This window comes from Ferrigenium kumadai, from assembly GCF_018324385.1.
Classification (GTDB): domain Bacteria; phylum Pseudomonadota; class Gammaproteobacteria; order Burkholderiales; family Gallionellaceae; genus Gallionella; species Gallionella kumadai.
The window spans coordinates 2,112,244-2,132,401 of the sequence record NZ_AP019536.1; the positions used below are offsets into that span (position 1 = coordinate 2,112,244).

The 20,158-nt window shown below is 60.6% G+C and carries 19 protein-coding genes and 1 tRNA gene; 7 read left to right on the forward strand and 13 right to left on the reverse strand.

Features of this window, described 5'->3' with window-relative positions:
* Positions 1-8: 8 nt before the first annotated feature.
* The 5 genes from FGKAn22_RS10240 to rpsU form a co-directional block, all read right to left on the reverse strand.
* Positions 9-85: transfer RNA gene (locus tag FGKAn22_RS10240), tRNA-Ile, on the reverse strand.
* Positions 86-93: 8 nt separating this feature from the next.
* Positions 94-2,025 (reverse strand): RNA polymerase sigma factor RpoD, encoded by a 1,932-nt coding sequence (gene rpoD / locus FGKAn22_RS10245; protein WP_212785544.1) that lies wholly within the window; start codon positions 2,023-2,025, stop codon positions 94-96.
* Positions 2,026-2,129: 104 nt separating this feature from the next.
* Entirely contained in the window at positions 2,130-3,854 is a 1,725-nt protein-coding gene (gene dnaG / locus FGKAn22_RS10250; RefSeq protein ID WP_212785545.1) for a DNA primase, read from the reverse strand.
* Between the two features lie 59 nt (positions 3,855-3,913).
* The gene (locus tag FGKAn22_RS10255; RefSeq protein ID WP_212785546.1) at positions 3,914-4,360 is read right to left on the reverse strand and encodes a GatB/YqeY domain-containing protein; all 447 of its coding nucleotides are present in this window, start codon (positions 4,358-4,360) and stop codon (positions 3,914-3,916) included.
* Positions 4,361-4,393: 33 nt separating this feature from the next.
* Positions 4,394-4,606, reverse strand: a complete 213-nt coding sequence (gene rpsU, locus FGKAn22_RS10260) for a 30S ribosomal protein S21 (RefSeq protein WP_013292349.1) — start codon at positions 4,604-4,606, stop codon at positions 4,394-4,396.
* Positions 4,607-4,830: 224 nt separating this feature from the next.
* Between rpsU and FGKAn22_RS10265 the strand changes: the two genes are divergently transcribed.
* The 4 genes from FGKAn22_RS10265 (at position 4,831) to FGKAn22_RS10280 (ending at position 10,862) form a co-directional block, all read left to right on the forward strand.
* The gene (locus FGKAn22_RS10265) at positions 4,831-6,792 is read left to right on the forward strand and encodes a MotA/TolQ/ExbB proton channel family protein (protein ID WP_212785547.1); all 1,962 of its coding nucleotides are present in this window, start codon (positions 4,831-4,833) and stop codon (positions 6,790-6,792) included.
* Between the two features lie 81 nt (positions 6,793-6,873).
* Positions 6,874-7,521, forward strand: coding sequence for a flagellar motor protein MotB (locus FGKAn22_RS10270; RefSeq protein WP_212785548.1), 648 nt, complete (start codon positions 6,874-6,876; stop codon positions 7,519-7,521).
* Positions 7,518-9,101, forward strand: a complete 1,584-nt coding sequence (locus FGKAn22_RS10275) for an EH signature domain-containing protein (protein WP_212785549.1) — start codon at positions 7,518-7,520, stop codon at positions 9,099-9,101. Before FGKAn22_RS10270 ends, FGKAn22_RS10275 begins: the two co-directional genes overlap by 4 nt.
* Positions 9,102-9,146: 45 nt before the next feature.
* Positions 9,147-10,862 carry a protein kinase domain-containing protein gene (locus FGKAn22_RS10280; RefSeq protein ID WP_212785550.1) on the forward strand — a complete coding sequence of 572 codons (1,716 nt, stop codon included), beginning with the start codon at positions 9,147-9,149 and terminating at the stop codon, positions 10,860-10,862.
* A 27-nt stretch (positions 10,863-10,889) separates the two neighbouring features.
* Here the strand turns inward: FGKAn22_RS10280 and FGKAn22_RS10285 are convergent, their stop codons facing one another.
* Both FGKAn22_RS10285 and tyrS read right to left on the reverse strand, forming a co-directional pair.
* Positions 10,890-11,798, reverse strand: a complete 909-nt coding sequence (locus FGKAn22_RS10285) for an adenylate/guanylate cyclase domain-containing protein (RefSeq protein WP_212785551.1) — start codon at positions 11,796-11,798, stop codon at positions 10,890-10,892.
* 64 nt (positions 11,799-11,862) lie between these two features.
* Positions 11,863-13,059, reverse strand: a complete 1,197-nt coding sequence (gene tyrS, locus FGKAn22_RS10290; RefSeq protein WP_212785552.1) for a tyrosine--tRNA ligase — start codon at positions 13,057-13,059, stop codon at positions 11,863-11,865.
* A gap of 203 nt (positions 13,060-13,262) precedes the next feature.
* Here tyrS and FGKAn22_RS10295 point away from each other — a divergent pair, with 203 nt between their 5' ends.
* Positions 13,263-14,564 (forward strand): M23 family metallopeptidase, encoded by a 1,302-nt coding sequence (locus FGKAn22_RS10295; protein ID WP_212785553.1) that lies wholly within the window; start codon positions 13,263-13,265, stop codon positions 14,562-14,564.
* Positions 14,565-14,571: 7 nt separating this feature from the next.
* The gene (locus FGKAn22_RS10300) at positions 14,572-15,672 is read left to right on the forward strand and encodes an anhydro-N-acetylmuramic acid kinase (RefSeq protein ID WP_212785554.1); all 1,101 of its coding nucleotides are present in this window, start codon (positions 14,572-14,574) and stop codon (positions 15,670-15,672) included.
* A gap of 50 nt (positions 15,673-15,722) precedes the next feature.
* On the opposite strand, the gene erpA is transcribed toward FGKAn22_RS10300, so the two are convergent.
* The 6 genes from erpA to rplM all read right to left on the reverse strand — a co-directional run bounded on the left by erpA (position 15,723) and on the right by rplM (position 19,208).
* Positions 15,723-16,073 carry an iron-sulfur cluster insertion protein ErpA gene (gene erpA / locus FGKAn22_RS10305; RefSeq protein ID WP_212785555.1) on the reverse strand — a complete coding sequence of 117 codons (351 nt, stop codon included), beginning with the start codon at positions 16,071-16,073 and terminating at the stop codon, positions 15,723-15,725.
* A 19-nt stretch (positions 16,074-16,092) separates the two neighbouring features.
* Entirely contained in the window at positions 16,093-16,500 is a 408-nt protein-coding gene (locus tag FGKAn22_RS10310; protein WP_212785556.1) for a bactofilin family protein, read from the reverse strand.
* Between the two features lie 13 nt (positions 16,501-16,513).
* Positions 16,514-17,257 (reverse strand): DUF6776 family protein, encoded by a 744-nt coding sequence (locus FGKAn22_RS10315; protein ID WP_212785557.1) that lies wholly within the window; start codon positions 17,255-17,257, stop codon positions 16,514-16,516.
* Positions 17,254-18,282, reverse strand: coding sequence for an N-acetyl-gamma-glutamyl-phosphate reductase (argC, locus tag FGKAn22_RS10320; RefSeq protein WP_212785558.1), 1,029 nt, complete (start codon positions 18,280-18,282; stop codon positions 17,254-17,256). Before argC ends, FGKAn22_RS10315 begins: the two co-directional genes overlap by 4 nt.
* Before the next feature lie 93 nt (positions 18,283-18,375).
* Positions 18,376-18,768, reverse strand: a complete 393-nt coding sequence (gene rpsI / locus FGKAn22_RS10325) for a 30S ribosomal protein S9 (protein ID WP_212785559.1) — start codon at positions 18,766-18,768, stop codon at positions 18,376-18,378.
* A 2-nt stretch (positions 18,769-18,770) separates the two neighbouring features.
* Complete coding sequence (gene rplM, locus FGKAn22_RS10330; protein WP_212785560.1) at positions 18,771-19,208, reverse strand: 50S ribosomal protein L13; 438 nt, start codon at positions 19,206-19,208, stop codon at positions 18,771-18,773.
* Positions 19,209-19,389: 181 nt separating this feature from the next.
* On the opposite strand from rplM, the gene FGKAn22_RS10335 reads away from it, so the two are divergent.
* Entirely contained in the window at positions 19,390-20,154 is a 765-nt protein-coding gene (locus tag FGKAn22_RS10335; protein ID WP_212785561.1) for a YdcF family protein, read from the forward strand.
* Positions 20,155-20,158 lie beyond the last annotated feature (4 nt).

The following is a 20,158-nucleotide window of genomic DNA, read 5'->3' on the forward strand; positions in this document are numbered from 1 at the left end:
CCCTCGTTTGGTGGGCCCAGTAGGACTTGAACCTACGACCAAAGGATTATGAGTCCTCTGCTCTAACCAACTGAGCTATAGGCCCGAAAGCAATCAGCTGCCTTCGCTGTCGAGGAAGCTCTTCAGCTTCTCGGAGCGCGAAGGATGGCGCAGTTTGCGCAGGGCCTTGGCTTCGATCTGGCGGATGCGTTCGCGGGTGACGTCGAACTGCTTGCCGACTTCTTCCAGCGTGTGGTCGGTGTTCATCTCGATACCGAAACGCATGCGCAGCACCTTGGCTTCGCGTTGCGTCAGGCTGTCGAGAATGTCCTTGGTCGCGCCGCGCAGGCTCTCGTACACCGCCGCGTCGATCGGCACGGTGGTGTTTTGGTCTTCGATGAAGTCTCCCAGGTGAGAGTCGTCGTCGTCGCCCACCGGTGTTTCCATCGAGATTGGTTCCTTGGCGATCTTGAGGATCTTGTGGATCTTGTCCTCGGGCATCTCCATCTTGATCGCCAGCGTCGCGGCATCCGGCTCGACACCGGTTTCCTGCAAGATCTGGCGCGAGATGCGGTTCATCTTGTTGATGGTCTCGATCATGTGCACCGGGATGCGGATAGTGCGCGCCTGGTCCGCGATGGAGCGGGTGATCGCCTGGCGGATCCACCATGTCGCATAGGTCGAGAACTTGTAACCGCGGCGATATTCGAACTTGTCCACGGCCTTCATCAGGCCGATGTTGCCTTCCTGGATCAGGTCGAGGAACTGCAGGCCGCGGTTGGTGTATTTCTTGGCGATGGAGATCACCAGACGCAGGTTGGCCTCGATCATGTCGCGCTTGGCGCGGCGTGCCTTGGCTTCGCCGTTGGTCATCTGCTTGTTGATCTCCTTCAGATCCTTGATGGGGATGCCCACGCGCTGTTGCAGGTCGAGCAGCTTCTGCTGCTGCTCGACGATGGCGTGCTGGTATCGCTCCAGCGTTTCGCAATAGGGTTTTTTCGCCTTCAGTTCCTGAACCACCCATTCCAGGTTGTCTTCATTGCCCGGGAAGACCTTGATGAAATGCGGGCGCGGCATCTTGCCCTTGGTCACGCACAGATCCTGAATGCTGCGCTCGCTGCGGCGCACCTCTTCCACCAGGCCGCGCATCGTGTCGCACAGTGCGTCCACCTGCTTCGCCGAGAAGCGGAAGTTCATCAGTTCGTCGGAGATGCCGGTCTGCAACTTATCGTACTGCTTGCTGCGGTAGCCATGCTTCTCGTAGGCCTTGCCCATCTTGACGAACAGGTCGGCGATGATGGCAAAGCGCGCCAGCGCGTCGGCCTTCAGCTGAGCCAAGTTGGCCGCCGCGGCAGCCGCAGTGGCGTCTTCGTCCTCTTCTTCGTCGGAGACTTCCTCGGCGCCTTCTTCCTCGGCCTCTTCGTCGCCCTCCTCGCCAATCACGGCCTCGTCTTCGCTATCCACGAAACCGTCGATCAGTTCGTCGATACGCAACTGGTCGTTTTCAACCTTTGCGGCCAGTGCCAGGATCTCGGCGATGGTCGCCGGACAGGCGGAAATCGCCTGGATCATGTGCTTCAGGCCTTCTTCGATGCGCTTGGCGATCTCGATTTCTTTTTCGCGGGTAAGCAGCTCGACCGTGCCCATTTCGCGCATGTACATGCGCACCGGGTCGGTGGTGCGGCCGAACTCGGAGTCCACGGTGGACAGGGCGGCTTCAGCTTCCTCGGCAGCATCCTCGTCGGCCACGGGCGGAGCAGTCTCGGTCATGATCAGCGTTTCGGCATCAGGCGCGACATCGCATACCGAGATACCCATGTCGTTGATCATGCTCACCACACCCTCGATCTGCTCGACCTCGAGCATATCCGGCAGGTGGTCGTTGATCTCGGCGTAAGTCAGGTAGCCGCGCTCCTTGCCCAGCACGATCAGGGCCTTCAGGCGCGTACGGCGTGCCTCGATGTCCTGCTGCTGGTCAACGACCGGCTGTTCGATCACGTCAGCCGATTTCTTGTCCTGCTTCCTCTTGTCCTTAGGTGTTGCCATATTCTCCGATTCCCCGTTGCATGTTGGCGTGGAAAACGGCGGATTATACCCGATTCCACCGACTCTTTCTCTACCCGATTAATGGGTTAGCCCCATTGCCCGGCCTACCGCTGTAATAACCTCAAATACTGCTCGCGCTCCGAATCACTCAGGCTTGCCAGCCCGCCCTGCGCTTTCGCCTGCAAGGCATGGAACTGCCGGCGGCGCTGCTCCTCGGTAAGTTTGCCCATCAGGCCGGCGAACTCGGCCTCGACATCGAACGACTCGCCCCAGCTCAGCATGTCCGCCTCGACCGCCGCCAGCACCTTCTCGTGCACCGTCCCCTGGAACATCTGCGTCAGCGCCGGACCGCTCAGGGCAAAATCCGCCTCGCGCAACACGGCCAGCAACCCCGAGATCGCCTCGGCCTCGCTGCCTTCGTCTTGCCAGTCGCCGCTCATCTGCGCGCCCAGCGACGGCTGTGCGATCAGGCATTGCAGCAACAATCGGAGCGCGGATGGCGGCACGCGCCGCGCCTTCTGGGGGGCCGCCCGTACCGCCACACGAGCGACGGGTTTGATGTCATACAGCGCTTCCAGTTCCGCCTGGCTCACGCCAGCCAATGCAGCCACTTCCTTGCGCAGCAACAGCGCCGCGGCAGGAGCAGTAATGGCGGACAGCAACGGCTTGGCGCGCTGCAGCAACTGGTTGCGCCCCTCCGGCGTGCGCAAGTCCAGTTCAGCACTGATCTCGCGCAACAGATAAGTCGACAGGGGCATGGCTTCCTGCACGCGCCGCTCGAACGCCTCCCTGCCGAATTCGCGAATGAAGCTGTCCGGATCATGCTCCACCGGGAGGAACAGGAAGCTGATGCGCTTGCCGTCCTGCAAATGGGGTAGCGCATTCTCCAGCGCGCGCCATGCCGCCTTCTGCCCGGCTTTGTCGCCGTCGAAGCTGAACACGATGTGATCGACCATGCGCAGCAGCTTCTGCACGTTGTACGGCGTCGTCGCAGTACCCAGGGTCGCCACGGCATACTCCACGCCGTGTTGCGCCAGCGCCACCACGTCCATGTAACCCTCGACCACCAGCACCTGCTGCGCGGCGCGGATCGCCTTCTGCGCCTGGAACAGGCCATATAGCTCGCGGCCCTTCTCGAACAACGGCGTCTCGGGCGAGTTGAGGTACTTGGGTTCCCCCTTGTCCAGCACACGCCCGCCGAAACCGATGACCTGCCCCCGCACATTAATGATCGGGAACATGATGCGGTCGCGGAAGCGGTCGTAGCGCTTGCCCTCGTCGCCGACGATCACCAGTCCGGTCTCGCTCAAGCTGTCGCTCTGGTAATCCGGAAACGCAGCAACCAAGTTCTGCCAACCTTCCGGCGCATAGCCGATGCCGAACTTCGCCGCGATCTCGCCGGAAAGTCCGCGACGCTTGAGGTAATCGATGGCGCGCGGCGACTGCTTGAGCTGTTCGCGGTAGTAGCGGGTCGCGGTCTGCATCACCCCGTACAGGTCGGGCGCGACCTTCTGGTGCTGCTCGCCCGCCGCAGAGCGCTCATGCGGCACTTCCAGCCCGGCACCACGCGCCAGTTCCTCCACCGCATCGACAAAACCCAGCCCCGCCTGTTCCATGACGAAGCCGATGGCGGTGCCGTGGGCGCCGCAGCCGAAGCAATGGTAGAACTGCTTGGTCTGACTGACTGTAAAGGAAGGGGATTTTTCGTTATGGAAGGGACAGCAGGCGACATAGTTCGCCCCGGCCTTCTTGAGCGGCACATAGCGCTCGACCACATCCACGATATCGAGACGATTGAGCAAGTCCTGAATGAAACTTTTTGGAATCAAGTCAGCACCCTTTCATTTCTCCCGACCACGAGCCGGAAGAACGTTCAACCGGGTTGGATTTATTTGGCGAGTTGCGCCTTGATCAGCGCGGAAACCTTGCCCATGTCGGCACGACCGGCCAGCTTGGGTTTAAGCACACCCATCACCTTGCCCATATCCTGCGGACCGGCAGCGCCAGTCGCGGCGACAGCCTCAACGATGGCCGCATTGATCTCGGCCTCGCCGAGCTGTTGCGGCATATAGGTTTGCAGCACGCCCATCTCGAACTTTTCGACATCCGCCAGTTCCTGGCGGCCCGCCGCCTCATACTGACTGATGGAATCGCGCCGCTGCTTCAGCATCTTTTCGATGATGGAGACCACATCAGCATCCGACAGCTCGATGCGCTCATCTACCTCGCGCTGCTTCATTGCGGCAAGCAAAAGACGGATAGCCCCGAGGCGCGCCGCATCCTTGGCGCGCATCGCGGCTTTCATATCATCGCTGATTTGCTGCTTGAGACTCATATCAGAGCCAGCCACACCCATACAGGGCGCGACTTAGTACAGCTTGGGAGGAAGAGTTTGGCTACGCAGACGCTTGTAGTGACGCTTCACGGCAGCAGCCAGCTTGCGCTTACGCTCGGCGGTGGGCTTTTCGTAAAATTCGCGAGCACGCAGATCGGTCAGCAGACCGGTCTTTTCCACGGAACGCTTGAAGCGGCGCATCGCTACTTCGAACGGCTCATTCTCTTTAACACGTACGGTTGTCATGAACAAACTACCTTCTACCAAAAAATTGAGGGCGCGATTCTAGCAAAACAGTCCGCCCCCCACAACCACAATTTGTTTTCTACCTGAATACCCTACCCTGCCCGCCCCGGGGCGGCGCCCAAATTGACTTCACCCCGGCCGGGTGCTACTTTCGCGGCGCGACGCGGACGGTGCCCTGCATCCCTCCTACGGCTCCACTGACCATATAAACAGAAGTAAAGCCAATGCCGACACTTGCCAACCTCCCCCACCATATATATGTCTTCGCTGCGATACTCGGCGTTCTGCTCTTCGCGTTCCTGTTCTTCTTTTTCCTGCCGTCCCTGCTCCTGTCGAGACGGTTATCCGCCACCGCCAGGAAGCTGGAGGCCCTGAAGGGAAAGCCGGGCGCCGACATGGGCCGCATCTTCGATAAAACCGGCGTTCTTGAGCATCTCTGGCAGGAATACACGGATACCCTGCACAAGCAAACCGAGACCGATGCCCTCACAGGCCAGCCCGTCACACGCATGCGCTCGACCATGCCGGCTGGGGCGATCTTCCGTCCCGAGATCGTCGTCGACATTCCGCTGCGCGCCGATTTCTTCAAGCACCTGCCGGGGCTGTTCACCGGCGTGGGTATCATCGGGACGTTCTATGGCCTCCTCATCGGCCTGCAGGCATTCGAGGTGTCGGAGAACGCCATCGTCGTGCGCAACAGCCTGAACAAACTGCTGCACGGCGTCTGGGAAGCATTCCTGGTGTCGGCAGCGGCCATCACGCTCGCGATGATCGTCACCTTCATCGAAAAGCTGCTCGTCGCCCGCCTGAATGCCGAGGTCGAGAAGATCGTGCAACTCCTCGATGCGCTCTTCGAAGGCGGCGCAGGCGAGGAATACCTGGCCCGGCTGGTGAAGGCATCGGAGTCGTCCTCGAACCAGACCGCCACCCTGCTCAAGGGCGAATTGAAGCAGATGCTCGCCGAACTCTCGGCACAGCAGATCGCTGCGGCCAATGCCGCCTCGTCCACTCTCGGGGACCGCATCGTCGGCAGCATCGAAGCCGGCCTGAAGGAGCCGCTCAACAAGATCGCCGAATCGTTCAAGGGGGTACGCAACGACCAGGAAGCGGCCGTCCAGTCCCTACTGACCAACGTGCTGCAAGGCTTCAGCCAGCAAATGAAGGATCTGTTCGGCAACCAGATCGCCGGCATCAACGGCCTGCAGCAGGAAACCATACAGGCGCTTCAGGCAGCGGTCGTCACCCTTGAGCAGATGGCCTCGAACGTGGAAGCCTCCGGACTGCGAAGCACCTCGTCGATGGCCGACCAGTTGGCCGAAGCGATGGCGGCGGCAGAATCGCGCCAGCGCATCATGAACGACAAGATGACCGAGTTCATCGACCAACTGCGGCTGGTCGTGTCCAACTCGCAAGGCGAGACGCAGGCGAAACTGCAGGGCACGCTGGACGACCTGTCGGAGCGCATGGGCCAGGTCATCGACAGCCTGAGCGCACAAGTCCGTTCCGCAACGGATGCCAGCATGAAGTACCACGATGAATTGGCCATCAAGAGCCAGAATGTCGTCGGACAGTTCGGCGGTCATGTCGAAGCGGTCGTGGATAGCGTGAATCGTGCCGCCACCGAAATGCGTGCCGCCGTCGAGGCGATGCGGCGCACAACAGGCGAAGCGCTGTCCAAGATGAATAACGGCGCAGACACCCTGTACCTTGCGGCCAAAGACTTCGCCGCAGCAGGCCAGGGCGTCACCGCCACGCTGGACAAATCTTCGCAGGTGGCGAACCAACTCTCTCAGGCCGCCGGCTCGGTATCCGCGGCCTCCAAGGGATTGAGCGGCATGCTGGCGGACCATCAGTCGGTGCGCGATTCGATCGCCGGCATGGTAGGGTCGATGCAGGCCATCGTCGAGCAGGCGCGCCGCGAGGCCTCCATGTCGAGCGACGTGATCACGCGCATCGAAGGGGCCGCGGCAAAACTGGTGGAGGCGCAAAAAGAGGCGGACAGCTACCTGTCCAGAGTCTCCGAAGTGCTGGGCGAGGCGCACCAGTCTTTCAGCGACGGCATGACCAAGGCGGTCGGCGAGGCCAACCGCGACTTCCACCAGGCGCTGTCCGATTCCGTGAAACTGCTGCGCGAGGGTATCCAGGAACTGGAAGACACCCTCGGCACCGCAGCCGGCCACGCCTAGGTAGCCGCCCATCATGCTCGGCAAGCTGATCGTACTCGGCAACCGCAACAAGGAGGAAGGCGAAGCCATTCTGGATCTCGTATGCCGACCTCATGTCCCGCGCTGATGGTCATGTTCCTGCTGGTCATGAGCGTGGCGCTGCTCGCGATCACCAACAACGTCTCCGAAACGGAGCGCAGGGAAGTCGAACGCACGCATGAAATCGACCAGATCCTGGCGAAGATCGAGAAGGCAACCCAACAATATCCCGGCATCTCCATCGACAAGAACCGTAGCGTGATCGATTTCGGCGACCGCGCACGCTTCGAAACCGGCAGCTCGCGACTGTCGAACGAACAGGCACAGTACCTCAGCACCTTCGTCTCGGAAGTGCTCTCTATCGCCCGCGAAGAACTGGGCAAGAAATGGGTCAAGCGCATCGTCGCAGAGGGGTTCGCCGACCAGCGCGGCGACTACCTGCTGAACCTCAACCTGAGCCTGCAGCGCAGCCAGCGCGTGCTTTGCGTGCTGCTCGCTCCGCCGCCCACGCAGGAGCATGTGCTGAGTCCCGCCGAACTGGAGCAGGTCCGCGAGCTGTTCCTGGTCGGGGGATATTCGTTCAACTCGGCCAAGGCATCCCTGGAAGAAAGCCGCCGCATCGAACTGCGCCTGGAATTCTTCGGCCTCGATGAAGTCCGCCCGGCAAATCTCGAAATCCCGCGCGGCGATTTCGGAACCTGCCGGATATGAGCGCCCTCGACCAACTGCAGCGAACACTGCACAACGTCAGCCAGGTCGCGCTCGCCAGAATACGTCTCGGCGATTCGCTGCAGATCGCGCATGAACGCTCCAGACTGATAGCCTGGCTGGGCGGCACATCGGAACTGGAGGAATCGACCGGAGACCGCATCGCCGATGCACTGCGTGCTTTCGAACAGAACCGGTACGTTTCGGGATTGCGCCAGGCGCGACTGATCTGCTACGGCTGCACGCAACCGTTCGGCACGCCGCCCCAGCGCCTGATCGAGCACAGCGAACTCTTCGCCATCCTGCTGGAGTACGTCGACCAGCACCATTACCGCACCCGTGCATTCCGCAAATGCTACCGGGGCTTGTTGAACTGCTATTTCTCCTACGACCCCGCCAGCACGGACAACCTTGCCGAGGGTCGGCACAATTGGGAGACCCTGCGGCAATTCCTGGACAAGCGCAAGGATTGCCTCGACACGCCCGGCTACAACCCAGCATGGGTCGCCGCGTTGTCCGTCCATCACAACCTGCTCGACAAGGATCCCTGCAAGCCCTACCAACTGGCAGATCTGGAGGAAAATCTCGAGATATTCGACGACCTGCGCGAGCGCCTTGAGATCAGTGGCGACAGCTGGATCATCCGCAAGATCGTTTTCTCCCAGATCAGGGAGGCCATTGCCCTGGATGACGCCTCGTTTGGCGCAAACATCGACAGCCTCCTGCTGTTGCTGATCGCCCATCCGCTGCATGCCGGTGCGGCGCTGACCCTGCTGCTGAACCGCCACGTGCGCAGCGAGCAGATGGAGATTGGCGCTGCGCTCCGGGATTTTTCGGTCAAGCAATGGGGCAATCCCTGGCTCGCGGCCAATGCCCACCAATGGCAATGCGACCAGGAAGCGCGAGGGATGGTCGCACATTCCCTAAGGCGGCACTTGCTCGATAGGTTCTTATCGATACTGTCGGACGACAATGCGAGAAATCCGCGCCGCCGGAATTTCTGGGAGTTGTATTGCGGGGACATGCAGGGCATGTACTTCGCGCTGGGCAGCGATGCCTTCATCCGCGGCAACCTGGAACTGCATATGTTCAGGCACCACGCTCAAAGCCTTATCGTCAGGCTGACTGAGGGCAAGAGCGACACCCATGCGCTCATCATGCAATTCGGCGAGCATCACGTCGTGGAGTTCAACAACCATCACAATCCGGCTTATTTCTACGACACCCGCCACGGCTTGCCCCCCTTCTATCTGAGCAAAGGCTGGGTGGAGGTCGGGGCACTGAGCGCGAGCAAGATGACTCAGGGCATCGGCACCGCGCCGCGTTCGAAAGCCCTCCGCCACCAGGACAGCAGCCAGCTCTTATGGGAAGGGAAATTCGCCGAGCTGATGGGCGCAACCGAAAATTCCATCAAGGCATTCTGCAGGAAATATCACTGCCAGCACGATGATCTGAGATCCCGGGGCGGGCAGGAATGGATACGCCCGACCGACCGGACGCAATGCGGAACGGAGGCATGGTCGGTGCTGCTGGGATGGGGTTTCAACCCGTCGCCGGATGAGGCGGGTTACTGCCGCGTGTAGAATCCGGAACGGCGTCCACCTTCTTATGATCAACGATCAATCTCAATGGCAGAATTAACCAGACTCGGCAAATACGAAATTTGGCGGGAACTCGGGCGCGGGGCGATGGGCGTCGTCTACGAAGCGTTCGATCCGCTCATCCAGCGCACCGTCGCCATCAAGACCGTCCTGAAGTCATCGTTCGACAAGACGGAGGCGGAAGAAGCCTTCAGCAGATTCCGCCGCGAAGCGCAGGCTGCGGGGCGGCTCACACACCCGAAGATCGTCTCCGTCTATGAGTACGGAGAAGATGAAGAAATGGCGTACATCGTCATGGAGCTCATCCGCGGCAAGGAGCTGAAGGAATACTTCGACCACGAAGAGCGCTTCGAGATCAGGAACGGCATCCGCATCGTGCTGCAGTTGCTCGATGCACTGGATTATTCGCACAGCCGCGGCGTGGTGCATCGCGACATCAAGCCGGCCAACATCCTGATCACCGAGGACGGCCAGGTAAAAGTGGCGGACTTCGGCATCGCCAAAATCGAGTCGACGCACCTGACCCAGGTCGGGATCGTGCTCGGCACCCCTTCCTACATGTCGCCCGAGCAGTTCATGGGGAAATCGGTGGATCGCCGCACCGACATCTATTCCGCCGGAGTCGTCCTTTACCAATTCCTCACGGGCACGCGCCCGTTCACCGGCAGTGTGATCACCATCATGCACAAGGCGGTGAACCAGGAAGCGGTGCCGCCCTCGCAACTCAACCCCGCCGTATCCAAAGCCCTCGATGAGGTGGTCAGGAAAGCCATGGCCAAACGACCGGGCGAGCGTTTCCAGACGGCCGCCGAGTTCATGGAGGCGCTCAAGCTAGCGGCGAGCACCATACCTTCGGGTGTCCCGAACAAGCCCCTGATTGCCGCAGATGAGATGTTTGATGCGACGGATTCGACCATCGTGCTGCCTGGCGGCGCCGCTTTCAAGGCAACGCCGCGCCAGGGCGATATCGAATCCTGGCGGAGCATCACCGACAGCCGGAACAAGGCGGACTTCCAGCGTTACCTTGAAGAATATCCCGCCGGCCAATTTACCGAACTGGCCAGATTGCGCATCGCGGCGCTGGAGAAGGCCGACGCCCAAACGCGCGAGGAGGCTGAGCGCCGCCGGCTGGCGATCGAAGAACAGGCTCGCCGCGACAAGGAAGCCGAAGAAGCCAAGGCAAAAGCAGATGCCCAGCGCCAGAAGGAAGACGAAGAAAAAGCGCGTCTCGCCCGGAAAATAGGCGAGATCAAGAACGAGGCCGCCGAGACCAAAGCCAGGGTGGAAGCCCAACGCAAAAAGGATACCGAGGAGCAAGCCCGCCGCGCCCGGGAACTGGCTGGTGTCATGGCTGAAAAGGAAAAACGGCTGGCTGACGTGATGGCCGAACGCGAGGCCGAGCGCGAAATTCAACGCAAACTGGAAGCCGAGGCCAAACAGAAACTGGAAGCCAGGATCAAGCGCAGGAAGGAAGCCGAAGAAGAAGAGGCGCGCCGCGAGAAAGAACTCGCCGAAGCCAAGCTGCGGGCCGATGCAGAGGCAAAACGCAAACTGGCGGAGGATGAGCGGTTACGCCGTGAGAACGAGTACGCCGAAGCCAGGGCTCGAGCCGAGGCTCGTCGCGAGGCGGAAGAGGCAGAGCAGGCGCGCCGCGCACGCGCCAGGATCAGGGCAATCGCGGTGGTTGCAGCGATTGCCGTCGCAGGGGCTGCAATCTGGTATGTCCTGCGCATGTTCTCGTAGCATGGGCTACGCCGCCAAGCCCGATCTTCAATAAACGCAGAAGAACTCTACGACTTCGCTGGGATCCTTGGCATAGGCATGCCCCAGACTGATGCTGCCGTTCCCGTGCAGCACAAACTCCTCACGCCGCAACTGGATCTCTTTTTCGCCGCTGATGGTGACATAGCTGCCGTTCGAGCTTTGGTCGATGAAAACGAACTTGTCGCGCCGGCGTTCGATCTTGGCGTGAATGCGCGAAGCCCTGCGATCCTCGATCACGATGTCCGCCTGTTCGTCCCTGCCGATGACGACCGAAGGCCGTTCGGCGTTGATCAAGAATTCCCGGCCCTGGTGAACCAGGCGCACGGCAGACTCATGGATGGGCAGCCCATGGGTGCGCCCCACCATCATGGTCATTTCCTCGCTCTCATGCCAGACGATCTCGAACACATGGATGTCCTCAGCCTTGCCTTTTACGGTCAACGCATCGAGCATGCGCGCGCTGGACTGAATGATGGGATGAAGCGTCGAGACGGAAGAATCCGAAGTGATGATCTGGCCGCCCTTGGCGATATTCACCATGCGTGCCGCGATGTTGACGGTATCGCCGAACACATCAGCATCCGTTTCGAGCACCGACCCGAAATGCAGGCCGATACGGACCATGATGGGAGTGTTTTCCACCGGCGGTTGCGCGGTCACCTCGGTCTGCATCTCGCAAGCTGCCTGCACCGCCGCATCCGCACTAGGCAACACCGCCATGATCTCGTCGCCTATAGTCTTCACGACATGTCCGCCATGCGCGGCCGTCACGCGCCTCAATATGTCGAGACAGCCGTTGATGGCGGCAAACGCTTTCGTATCGCCAAGAAGTTCATACAGGCGCGTGCTGCCGCTGATATCGGCGAACAGCACGGCCATTTCCCGCTCGATACTGGATGACGCTGTTTTTGTCATGCCCCTAAAACCAGCCAGTTAAGTGGCTAATTGTAACGTCATTTTTGGTAGCCGCAGCCACAACTCACTGAACCGTGATTCTGGCGAATTTGCGCTTGCCGACTTGCGCCACCACGACCGCCCCCGCATTGAGCTGCAGCGCCTTATCGCTGACTTTTTCACTATCCAGCTTGACCGCGCCCTGCTGGATCATGCGCAACGCCTCCGATGTGCTGTCGACCAGCCCGGCCTGCTTGAGCAGGTTGGCGATGGCGATGCTGCCATCGACTGCGGAAACATTAACCTCCGGCATGTCATCGGGCAATACGCCCTGCCGGAAACGCGCCTCGAATTCCGCCAGCGCATCCACGGCAGCCTTGTGCGAATGGAAGCGCGCAACGATCTCCTGCGCCAGCAACACCTTGATGTCGCGGGGATTGCGCCCCTGCTTCACCTCTTCGCGCCAACCCGCGATTTCGGCCAGGCTGCGGAAAGACAGCAATTCGAGATAGCGCCACATCAATTCATCGGAAACCGACATCAGCTTGCCGAACATATCCTGCGGCGTGTCGGTGATACCGACATAGTTGCCCAGCGACTTGGACATCTTGTTCACCCCATCCAGACCTTCCAGCAATGGCATGGTGAGTATGCACTGCGCCGGCTGACCGTAGTGGCGCTGCAATTCACGCCCCATCAGCAGGTTGAATTTCTGGTCGGTGCCGCCAAGCTCGATGTCGGCCTTGAGAGCAACGGAGTCGTAGCCTTGCACCAGCGGGTAGACGAATTCGTGGATGGCAATGGGTTGGCTGCTCCTGTAGCGTTTGCCGAAATCGTCGCGCTCCAGCATCTGGGCCACGGTGTGGGTAGCCGCCAGCTTGATCAGGTCCACCGCGCTGAACTTGTCCATCCAGGCTGAGTTGAACACGATCTCGGTCTTCTCCGGATCGAGCACCTTGAACACCTGGTCGCGGTAACTCTGCGCATTGGCGAGCACTTGCTCACGCGACAACGGCGGACGGGTGGCGTTTTTGCCAGTGGGGTCGCCGATCATGCCAGTGAAATCGCCGATCAGGAACAGCGCATGATGACCCAAATCCTGTAACTGGCGCATCTTGTTGAGCAGCACCGTGTGACCGAGGTGCAAATCCGGGGCGGTGGGATCGAAACCCGCCTTGACGCGCAACGGGCGCCCAAGCGCAAGCTTTTGTTTCAATTCGCCTTCTATCAGAATCTCATCGGCTCCGCGCTTGATCTGCGCGAGCACATCCTGTGGTGTCATTTCAGCCATCATTTCATACCAGTTTCAAAGCATTACCGCTCATTCCAGATTTTCAACCGCTCGTCGGCCATAATTTGCCGCCCGTTTTTTACACTCCCCATCCATCAGTTTGATTTTGAGGGGTAAGCACTTTCTGTTAAAGTGCGCACCAATTGAAAAAACAAAGCGTTGTAAATGCCGCGTAGCAATTCAAGGAGGCGCGAATGTTAACCCAAAACCTGCTCAGCCAAGAACGCAAATTGAAATTGCGTTGGTTCGTCACCCTCTCCACCATGCCCTTGCTGGGCGTCGTGACTGCTTTCGGCCTGGTGCCGGAAAGCAAGCTCGGCCTGGACTCGACCAAGCTTGCCGTCGAAGAGCTCGCCTTGCCCAAGGTCGCCCCTGCCCCGGCCACCGTCGCCAGCTTCTGGCGCAGCGAGCATGTGCAGCGCGGCGACACTGTCGCCGAACTGCTGCGCCGCCTGAACGTGGACGACGCCGCGGCCAGCAATTTCCTGCGCACCGACGCCACCGCGGAATCCTTCCGCAAGCTGGCGGTTGGCAAGGAAGTGCAGGCCGAAACCAGCGCTGCAGGCAGCCTGGTCGCCTTGCGCTATCTTGGAGAAAACGGCGCCCAGATCGTGATCGAAAAGCTGGGCGAAGACTTCAAGGCCCGCATCCTTCCCGCTCAACTGGAAAAGCGCCTGTTCGTGCGCACCGGCGAGATCAAGACCAGCCTGTACGCCGCGACCGATGCCGCCGGCGTGCCCGAGGGTGCAGCAAACCAGTTGACCGAGATCTTCAGCGGCGACATCGATTTCCATCACGATCTGAAGCGTGGCGACAAATTCACCGTGGTCTATGAAATGGCCTACAGCAACGGCGCACTGGTAAGCACCGGGCGCATCCAGGCTGCCGAATTCGTCAATCAGGGCCAAGCCTACCGCGCCGTATACTTCCAGCGCGATGCGGAACATGGCGACTACTACACACCGGAGGGGAAGAGCGTACGCAAAGCCTTCCTACGCTCGCCCATCGCCTTCTCGCGCATCAGTTCGGGGTTCTCCAACTCGCGCTTCCACCCCGTACTGAACAAGTGGCGTGCCCATAAGGGTGTGGACTTTGCAGCGCCCATCGGCACGCCGGTGAAGGCCACTTCGGACGGCGTAGTATCGTACGTCGGCAATCAGAACGGCTACGGCAACGTTGTCATGGTCAACCATCAAGGCGGTCGTTACACCACTGTCTACGGCCACCTCTCGCGTTACGCGAAGGGACTGTATCGCGGCCAGCGGATCGGGCAGGGCGACGTAATCGCCTTTGTCGGGATGACCGGCATGACCAGCGGCCCTCACCTGCACTATGAGTTCAAACTCGATGGCCAGCAGCGCGATCCGCTGCGCGTCGCGCTGCCCAACGCCATGCCGGTGGATGCGACCAACATGCCCGCCTTCCGCTCGTTGGCAGACAACTTCGTTGCCCGCCTGAACCAGTTGCGCAACACCAACCTCGCCAAGCTCGATTAAGCCGTTCGTGGGACAACCTGCCGAGCTTTATGCCGGGCTCATGTCGGGAACCAGCCTGGACGGCATCGATGCCGTCCTCGCTGACTTGAGCGATTCCCAGCCCAGGCTTCTGTCCAGATACTATCTCCCGTTTGACGATGCACTGAAAGGCGAGCTGCTGGCGCTGCACCAGCCCGGCCACAACGAACTGCACCGCACGCTCCTGGCCGGCAACCGCTTGGCAGCGCTGTATGCGGCAGCCATCGAACGATTGCTCGATCTTGCCGGCACCGCGCCAACTCAGGTCCGAGCCATCGGCTGCCACGGCCAGACCATCCGCCACCGCCCCGAGCATGGCTACACCCTGCAGATCGGCAATGCCGCATTGCTCGCGGAGTTGGCCGGCATCGCCGTGGTCAGCGACTTCCGCAGCCGCGACATCGCCGCTGGAGGACAAGGCGCGCCGCTGGTACCAGCCTTCCACGACCGTATCCTGCGCCATGCAGACATCCACCGCGTCGTCGTCAACATAGGCGGCATCTCCAACCTGACCAACTTGCCGCCGAAAGGCGCCGCCTCGGGTTTCGACTGCGGCCCCGGCAATCTGCTGATGGACGCTTGGTGCATGCAACATACCGGCAAGGCTTACGACGAAAACGGCGAGTGGGCCGCATCCGGCAAAGTACGCCCCCTGTTGCTGGAGCATATGCTGGCCGAACCGTTCTTCGCCTTGGCGCCGCCCAAGAGCAGCGGTCGCGACCTGTTCAACATGTCGTGGCTGCAAGACAGACTGGAAGGCAGCGAAACGGCGGCAGACGTGCAGGCCACGTTGCTGGAGCTGACCTGCCGGACGATCGCGCAGGCCATCGAACTGCATTGCCGTGGGGCGAGGGAAATCTATCTGTGCGGCGGCGGCGCACACAACCAGGCCCTGCGCACCCGCCTCACCGCCCTGCTACCCGATTGCACCGTAGGTACGACTGACGATCTGGGGGTGAGTGGCGACTATCTGGAAGCCATCGCCTTCGCCTGGTTGGCGCAGCAGACCCTGGAAAACAAGCCGGCCAACCTGCCGGCCGTCACAGGCGCGCGCCATCCCTGCGTGCTGGGCGCGATCTATCCCGCATAAAACAAACGGGGCGCATCTGCGCCCCGTTTCTCAACACCCCTCAGAACCGGTTATACCGAGAACGATGAACCGCAACCGCAGGTGGTGGTGGCGTTGGGGTTCTTGATGACGAACTGCGAACCTTCCAATCCCTCCGTGTAGTCGATCTCTGCACCGACCAGGTACTGGAAGCTCATCGGATCGATCAGCAATTGGACGCCGTTCTTGGTCATCACGGTGTCATCCTCGTTCGTCACTTCGTCAAAGGTAAAACCATACTGAAAACCGGAACAGCCGCCTCCGCTGACGAACACGCGCAGCTTCAGGTCTGGATTACCTTCCTCTTCGATCAGTTGCTTTACCTTGTTCGCCGCGCTATCGGTAAAGATCAGCGGGTCTTGCGTTTCAGTCACTGCGTTCATGCTCTCTCCTAAAAAATGGTTATTCGCCGCTGCTCAGTTTGAAGGCCACCACCTTGTCCTGCACGGCCGCGTTGCTGTGAATCAGGCGCCCTTCGACGATTGCACCCAGCTGGATCTCCAACGTTTTGTAATGCACATCGCCAGAGACCTTGGCTTTGCCTTGTAGTTCCAAATATTCGCTCGCAGTCACCGGCCCGCTGATCGTACCGTTGACGACCAGGTGGGTGACGCTCACTTCGCCGTTCACCCGCGCGTGCTCGCTCAGCACTAGCGTACTTGGCTTGCCGGGCGCAGCAATGACGTTGCCGTTGACCTCGCCATCGATGCGCATCCCGCCGCTGAAATTCAGGTTCCCCGCGATGGACGTTCCCGCACCGATCAGTGAATCGATACGATTCTGGGGCTTGCTGTGCTTCTTGCTGAACATGTTCTGCTCCTTGCTATGAAAGGTTCACGCTCTGCCGCACCTTCGGCTCGCGCGCGCCCTGTTCGAATATGCGCACCTGCACGCTTTCCAGCTGCGCATCCGGGGGCAACTGTATGCTTTGTTCGATGCGCTGATAATACTTGAAACCAAGCTGGAATTGGGCATTCCCGGACGCTTCCTGGGGGAACATGCGCGTCGTGCGCTGCCCGTTCTCCAGCACGGTAGCCACCAACTGGTAGCTGCCGACGAACTCCTTGGCGCGCTGCCCGCCCCGCACCAGCAGCATGCGCAAGTGGTACTCACCGGGCATCTGGTCATGCTCCAGCCTCAGGCGGTGCACCCCAAGCTCGCCTTCCTTGCCATGCGTCGCGGTCAGGTTCTGAAAAAAGGCCAAGTCTTCCTGCAGGCCGACATTCTCGTCCGCCTGGACCTTCAGCTGCCGGGAAACCTCCTGATTGCTGGCCTGTTCGATCTGGATCTGCCGCTCATACTGCGCGACTTGGTCGTGCAGTTGCGTATTCTCCGTGCTCAGGCTGGTAACCTGCTCGCGCAGCTGCGCCAATTCCTGCTGCGCCTCGCTGCGGTGAAACCCGGCCAACTCCAGGCCGCTGCCATAGGCCCACCACGCCAAGCCCAGCGACGCGACCAGGAACGGCACCGTCATGCTCCAGCGGAGATACCACGGGATATGAGGCCGCACCGCCAAGCGCGGCGCGGAAATGCCGAACCTGCGCTTGACGCGCCGCCACATCCTCATGGGAGCAGCGGCACGTTGTCCAGCGCAGTCGATTCCGGCAGGCAGAACATGATGTTCATGTTCTGCACCGCCTGGCCCGCTGCGCCCTTGACCAGGTTATCGATCACCGACAGCACCACCACGGTGTCGCCGCCCTGCGGCCGGTGCACCGCGATGCGGCAGCGGTTCGCGCCGCGCACCGAGCGCGTTTCGGGATGGCTGCCGGCCGGCATCACATCCACGAACGGCTCGTTGGCGTAACGCTGTTCGAACAGCGCCTGCAGATCCACATCGCGCGTCAGCCTGCCGTACAGCGTGGCATGGATGCCGCGGATCATCGGTGTCAGGTGCGGCACAAAGGTCAGCCCGACGGGGTGGCCGGTCACGCAGCCCAAGCCCTGCCGGATCTCCGGCAAGTGGCGATGACCCGCCACGCCATAGGCCTTGAAATTGTCGGAGGCTTCGGAGAATAGCGTCGGGATCTCCGCCTTACGCCCTGCGCCGGAAACGCCCGACTTGGCATCGGCGATCAGGCTGCCCGGCTCGATCACGCCAGCTTCCAGCAAGGGGATGAACCCCAGCTGCACCGCGGTCGGGTAACAACCGGGATTGGCCACCAACCGCGCCTGTTTGACCTGGGCGCGATTCACCTCGGGCAAGCCGTACACTGCCTCGGCGACCAGATCCGGGCAGGCATGGGTCATACCGTACCACTTCTCCCACTCCGAAATATCCTTGATACGGAAATCCGCGGCGAGGTCGATCACCTTCACGCCCGCATCCAGCAGCGCGCGCACCTGCTGCATGGCAATGCCGTTCGGCGTGGCGAAGAACACCAAGTCGCACTGTTCCAGCTTCGCCTCGTCGGGATGGGTGAACGGCAGATCTACATAGCCGCGCAAGCTGGGGAACATCTGGCTGACCTTGGTGCCGGCATCGGCACGGGAAGTGATCACCTGCAACGCCACCTGCGGATGCGCCGCCAACAGGCGCAGCAGCTCCACGCCGGTGTAGCCTGTGCCGCCAACTATGCCAACTTTAATCATCTTGAATCTTCCTCAAAAACGTCCTGCATCATACAACAAACCCCAATGCAAAAGCCGCCCGAAGGCGGCTTTTGCAGGATACGACAGCAGCGATTAACGCTTGGAGAACTGCTTACGACGGCGGGCCTTGCGCAGACCGACCTTCTTACGTTCAACTTCGCGTGCATCGCGGGTCACCAGACCTGCTTGCTTCAACACCGGCTTGAACTCGGCGTTGTAATCGATCAGCGCGCGGGTGATGCCGTGGCGCACAGCACCTGCCTGGCCGGCTTCGCCGCCACCAGTGACGTTCACCATGATGTCGAACTTGCCCAGTGTCTCGGTCAGCGTCAGCGGCTGGCGCACGATCATGCGACCGGTTTCGCGGGAGAAGAACACATCGACCGGCTTGTCGTTCACGACGATGTCACCCTTGCCCGGCTTGATAAAGACGCGAGCCACCGCACTCTTGCGACGACCGGTTCCGTAGTTGTAATTCACGCTCATGATTAAGCCTTCAGCAGGTTAACGGGTTTCGGTTGCTGCGCGGCATGCGGATGATCCGCACCGGCATACACCTTCATCTTGCGCAGCATCGCGTAGCCCAGCGGGCCCTTGGGCAGCATGCCCTTGACGGCCTTTTCCAGCACGCGTTGCGGATGACGCTGTTGCAACTTGGTGAAGTTGGTGGTGTACAGGCCGCCCGGATAAGTGGTGTGGCGATGATACAACTTGGCTTCCGCCTTGTTGCCGGTCACGCGCAGCTTGTCCGCGTTGACCACGACGACGAAGTCGCCGGTGTCCACGTGCGGTGTGTAGATTGCCTTGTGCTTGCCACGCAAACGCGCAGCGATTTGGGCAGCCAAACGGCCCAGCACTTGGTCTGCTGCGTCAACCAGAAGCCAGTCGTGCTGGACTTCCTGGGGCTTAGCGGAAAATGTTTTCATAGCCACTATTCCTAAAAATTCAATAAGTAAACCTCGAAGGGCGCGCATTCTATTTCAGCCACCCCGCCACTGTCAAACGCTATTTTGGCCGAACGTAATCTGCCCAATCCAAACAACCCGGACGGAGCCAAGCCAGAAGCGATGTTAAGATGCGCCCCGTTGCCGCACCGGCCCCAATATTATGTCCTGGTTCACCACCAATACCGTCGCCGCCTTCCTGTTGCCGCCGCTGAGCCTGCTGCTCGTGCTCGCGTTGGGTATCTTTTTATTGTACCGCCGCAAAAAGTCCGCCAAGGCCGTACTCCTCACCGCGCTCGCCCTGCTTTGGCTCGCCTCCACGCCTTATGTTGCCGAGAGCGGGCTGCATCTGCTTGAAGAGCGCACTTCCATACCGGACATCCAGCGCCAGCAAGCCGATGCGATCGTGATCCTCGGCGGGGGGACTTATTTCCATGCGCCGGATTATGCCGGACAGGACACCGTCAGCGAACCAACGCTGGTTCGCCTGCGCTACGGCGCAAGGCTGCAGCGCGAGACCGGCAAGCCGATACTAGTGAGCGGCGGCAAGCCGCACGGCAACCAGCTGTCCGAGGCTCAACAGATGAAGGTAGCGCTGGAGCAGGATTTCCGCATCCCAGTGCGCTGGACCGAGGACACTTCCGACAACACCTTTGAAAACGCGCATCATTCCTTCCGCATGCTGCAACAGCAAGGCATCCGCAAAATCTATCTGGTGACGCATGGCTGGCACATGCCGCGCGCCGCCGAAGTGTTCCGCCGTGCCGGATTCGAAGTTGTCGAAGCGCCGACCGCTTTCACCACGCGCTACCGCACCGACCTGCTCGCCTTCCTGCCGCGAGCCGAAAGCCTGGTCGACAGCAAGATTTTCGTCCATGAAGCCATCGGGCTGCTGTGGTATCGAATAAGATCAACCATCTCAAATTAAGGAG

Bases quoted from the DNA above. Each gene is read 5' to 3' on its own strand.
- rpoD (WP_212785544.1), bottom strand. From the start codon at position 2,025: ATGGCAACACCTAAGGACAAGAGGAAGCAGGACAAGAAATCGGCTGAC.
- FGKAn22_RS10255 (WP_212785546.1), bottom strand. From the start codon at position 4,360: ATGAGTCTCAAGCAGCAAATCAGCGATGATATGAAAGCCGCGATGCGC.
- rpsU (WP_013292349.1), bottom strand. From the start codon at position 4,606: ATGACAACCGTACGTGTTAAAGAGAATGAGCCGTTCGAAGTAGCGATG.
- FGKAn22_RS10265 (WP_212785547.1), top strand. From the start codon at position 4,831: ATGCCGACACTTGCCAACCTCCCCCACCATATATATGTCTTCGCTGCG.
- FGKAn22_RS10270 (WP_212785548.1), top strand. From the start codon at position 6,874: ATGCCGACCTCATGTCCCGCGCTGATGGTCATGTTCCTGCTGGTCATG.
- FGKAn22_RS10275 (WP_212785549.1), top strand. From the start codon at position 7,518: ATGAGCGCCCTCGACCAACTGCAGCGAACACTGCACAACGTCAGCCAG.
- FGKAn22_RS10280 (WP_212785550.1), top strand. From the start codon at position 9,147: ATGGCAGAATTAACCAGACTCGGCAAATACGAAATTTGGCGGGAACTC.
- FGKAn22_RS10285 (WP_212785551.1), bottom strand. From the start codon at position 11,798: ATGACAAAAACAGCGTCATCCAGTATCGAGCGGGAAATGGCCGTGCTG.
- tyrS (WP_212785552.1), bottom strand. From the start codon at position 13,059: ATGACACCACAGGATGTGCTCGCGCAGATCAAGCGCGGAGCCGATGAG.
- FGKAn22_RS10295 (WP_212785553.1), top strand. From the start codon at position 13,263: ATGTTAACCCAAAACCTGCTCAGCCAAGAACGCAAATTGAAATTGCGT.
- erpA (WP_212785555.1), bottom strand. From the start codon at position 16,073: ATGAACGCAGTGACTGAAACGCAAGACCCGCTGATCTTTACCGATAGC.
- FGKAn22_RS10310 (WP_212785556.1), bottom strand. From the start codon at position 16,500: ATGTTCAGCAAGAAGCACAGCAAGCCCCAGAATCGTATCGATTCACTG.
- FGKAn22_RS10315 (WP_212785557.1), bottom strand. From the start codon at position 17,257: ATGAGGATGTGGCGGCGCGTCAAGCGCAGGTTCGGCATTTCCGCGCCG.
- argC (WP_212785558.1), bottom strand. From the start codon at position 18,282: ATGATTAAAGTTGGCATAGTTGGCGGCACAGGCTACACCGGCGTGGAG.
- rpsI (WP_212785559.1), bottom strand. From the start codon at position 18,768: ATGAGCGTGAATTACAACTACGGAACCGGTCGTCGCAAGAGTGCGGTG.
- rplM (WP_212785560.1), bottom strand. From the start codon at position 19,208: ATGAAAACATTTTCCGCTAAGCCCCAGGAAGTCCAGCACGACTGGCTT.
- FGKAn22_RS10335 (WP_212785561.1), top strand. From the start codon at position 19,390: ATGTCCTGGTTCACCACCAATACCGTCGCCGCCTTCCTGTTGCCGCCG.